This window comes from Armatimonas sp. (assembly GCF_043760365.1).
GTDB lineage: Bacteria > Armatimonadota > Armatimonadia > Armatimonadales > Armatimonadaceae > Armatimonas.
On sequence record NZ_JAYUPA010000908.1, the window covers coordinates 1 to 2,948 of the forward strand.

A 2,948-nucleotide genomic window follows, 5' to 3' on the forward strand; every position below is an offset into this window, starting at 1 on the left:
CTCCATCTCGACGAATCGGTGATCAGCCGCGCGGTCGCGGATAAGTGGGTACAGCTTCCCAACGGCGAGATTCTTCCCCTCGATACTTTTTTTGGCAACTCCCAGGCTGTCCGCGAGGCGCTCCTGCACTTAATCAGCTCCGAGAACTCAAACGATCCCTACTCCGACGACGAGATCGCGGTGATTCTGACCGAGCAGGGCTTTCCGCTAGCCCGCCGCACGGTAGCCAAGTACCGGGGCATCGAGCGCATTCTCCCGGCCCGCCTGCGCAAACGCAAAGCGGCGTAATCCCGCCCACACCGGGTACACTGCTCTTCGTGAATCGTGTCATTGTTACGGGGGGCGCGGGGTTTATTGGCAGCGCCATGGTCTGGCGGCTCAACCAGGCGGGTATTGATAATATTCTGATCGTGGATAACTTGAACACGTCAGAGAAGTGGCGCAATCTGCTGGGGCTACGCTACGCGGACTATCTGCACAAAGATATCTTTCTGGCACAACTTAAAGCGGGGGAACTGGACTTCCAGCCAGATGCCATGGTGCATCTGGGGGCGTGCTCCGTCACCACAGAAGCCGATGGCGACTACTTGATGGAGAATAATTTCCGCTACACAAAAACACTCGCGGAGTGGGCGACAGCGCGTGGAGTACGCTTTCTCTACGCCAGCAGCGGCCAGACCTACGGCGATGGCGAGCGGGGCTTTGCCGACGATGACGCGGTGGCTCCCTACCTGCGGCCCATCACCCGCTACGGCTACTCCAAGCATTTTTTCGATCTCCACGCGCTCCGCACCCGGCTCACCGAGGAGATCGTCGGTGTCAAGTTCTTCAATGTCTTCGGCCCCAACGAGTACCACAAAGACGACATGCGCTCCGTGGTGCACAAGGCGTTCCAACAAGTTCAGGCCGAGGGCACGATCAAGCTCTTCAAGAGCTACCACCCAGACTACACCGACGGTGGCCAGACGCGGGATTTTGTCTACGTGAAAGACTGTGTCGAAGTGCTCTTCTGGTTCCTGCAGCACCCCGAGGAGAATGGCATCTTCAATATCGGCACCGGGCGGGCACACTCCTGGAACGACCTGGCCCACGCGGTCTTCTCCGCCATGGGTCGTGAGCCACAAATTGAGTACATCGAGATGCCCGAGCGCCTGAAGGGCAACTACCAGTACCACACACAGGCCACGATTGAGAAGCTACGCACTGTGGGCTGTGATGTCACTTTTCGCTCGCTCGACGATGCCATCGCGGACTATATCCAGAACCATCTTTCAACCCTGCAACCGTATCTTTAACTCTTTAACTCTTTAAGTCGCGGCAGTAAGGCTAATGCGAACGGAATGGTTTTGCAGGTGCAAAAGCCCGTTGCCGCGCCGGATAAGCTCCGAGCACGTGACAAACTCATAGCCCTGGGTACGCAGGCGGCGCACAATAGCAGGGACAGCGGCGGTAGTTGTCGGGAGCCCACTGTGTAGCAAGATAATCCCCCCCGGCGTGATGTCGCGCATGACCAGCTCGGTGATCCTCTCTGAGGTGCGCCCCTTCTTATAATCCGCAGGGTCGTCGGTCCAGAGCATATTGGTGTAGCCCTCGCGAGCGATGATCTTCTGGATCGCCTCGTTGTACTCCCCACCGGGGGGCCGCATCAGCCGTGTCGGAGAGCCGACGAGCCCGGTCAGAGTATCGCGGGTACTATTGAGCTCCCCCGCCACCTGTGTGAGAGGAATCTGAGTCAGGCGGTAGTGATTGTAGGTGTGGTTCCCCAGCTCATGCCCGTCCAGCACGATCCGCTCGATCAGCTCCGGGAAACGCAGTGCCATCTTTCCTACCACAAAGAACGTCGCCGGAACGCGCAGGCGGCGCAGAACACTGAGCAGATCACCGGTTTTCTCCCCGTGTGGGCCATCATCGAAGGTGAGTGCCGCCAGGCGCTGGCCAGGGTCGCCGGTGACCACTTTGGCCACCCGAATGTCCTTCTGGCGCTCCGCATCATCTTTCGCAGCAAGAACAACCAAGCGGCGGTACTCAGGGGTGGTGCGTGGGTCTCGGTTAGGCATCGGCGTGGACTAAGAAAGGGGAACGGGGACGTGGTAAAGTGTAGCATAGCATGTCCTCGTTTGCCACTGCGCCACGACTTTTGAATGCCCCAAAGCTCCTCCATGAGCTTGCACGCCCACAGCCGGGAATCTCGCCGCAAGAGAGGGTGGGGGTGGCCGCGGAGTGGCTCCGCGTCTCTCCCTACCACTGCGTCCCCGTGCTCTCAGGCGGCATTCTTATTGGCCTGGTGACGGAAGCCTCGCTCACAACCTACCTGCGCCAAGCCCCCGACAGCACCGAGCGCCGCCACTGGCTAGAGGCTCTGGTGGAAGACACGGTACTTGTCCCCACAGCGGCTCTCTCCCCCCTCTTAAGCATCGAGAACCTTCTGGAAGCGCTGGAAACGGAGCGAGCCGATGCGCTCCCCGTGGCAGAGGGCAATGGAATCTACTACGGCATGGTGAGCCGGGCCGATCTCGTCCGGGAGCTACTGCGCCCCCTCGCACTCCCTCAGATAGGAGGGATGGCAACCCCCGTGGGCGTTCATCTCTCCACAGGTGCCGTCGCGGCGGGTGTGGGCACGGGGGCGCTTATCCTGACCGGCTCCTGCTTTTTCTGTGCTCAGCTCGCGCTTCTCGTGCTGCTCAATGCCCTCGCACCCGCGCTGCCGCCGCTGCCCCTGCCGCCTGCCTGGCGCGAGAGTGTGGAGCTGGCTCTGACGGGTCTGCTGACACTGGCGGGGTTTCTGGGCCTGATACGCCTCTCCCCCATCGCGGGCTTTCACGCGGCGGAGCACCAGGTGGTGCATGCCCTAGAGAGCCATACCCCGCTGCTCCCGACCACGGTGGGCCGTCTGCCCCGTGTGCACCCGCGCTGTGGCACGAACTTGATGGCGGGCTCGTTCCTCCTGG

At 61.0% G+C, this 2,948-nt stretch carries 3 protein-coding genes and 1 pseudogene; 3 read left to right on the forward strand and 1 reads right to left on the reverse strand.

The window, feature by feature from the left end; translation table 11 throughout:
- Positions 1–288: pseudogene (locus tag ACH2EH_RS22695) on the forward strand (RNA polymerase sigma-54 factor); the annotation flags it as partial.
- 29 nt (positions 289–317) lie between these two features.
- A complete protein-coding gene (rfaD, locus tag ACH2EH_RS22700; RefSeq protein WP_395145340.1) occupies positions 318–1,295 on the forward strand; it encodes an ADP-glyceromanno-heptose 6-epimerase in 978 nt (325 codons plus the stop codon).
- Positions 1,296–1,307: 12 nt separating this feature from the next.
- Here rfaD and ACH2EH_RS22705 read toward each other — a convergent pair whose 3' ends face one another.
- A complete protein-coding gene (locus ACH2EH_RS22705; protein WP_395145342.1) occupies positions 1,308–2,057 on the reverse strand; it encodes a polysaccharide deacetylase family protein in 750 nt (249 codons plus the stop codon).
- 50 nt (positions 2,058–2,107) lie between these two features.
- On the opposite strand from ACH2EH_RS22705, the gene ACH2EH_RS22710 reads away from it, so the two are divergent.
- Positions 2,108–2,948: DUF1385 domain-containing protein (locus ACH2EH_RS22710; protein WP_395145344.1), on the forward strand; the 841-nt coding region annotated here is incomplete at its 3' end.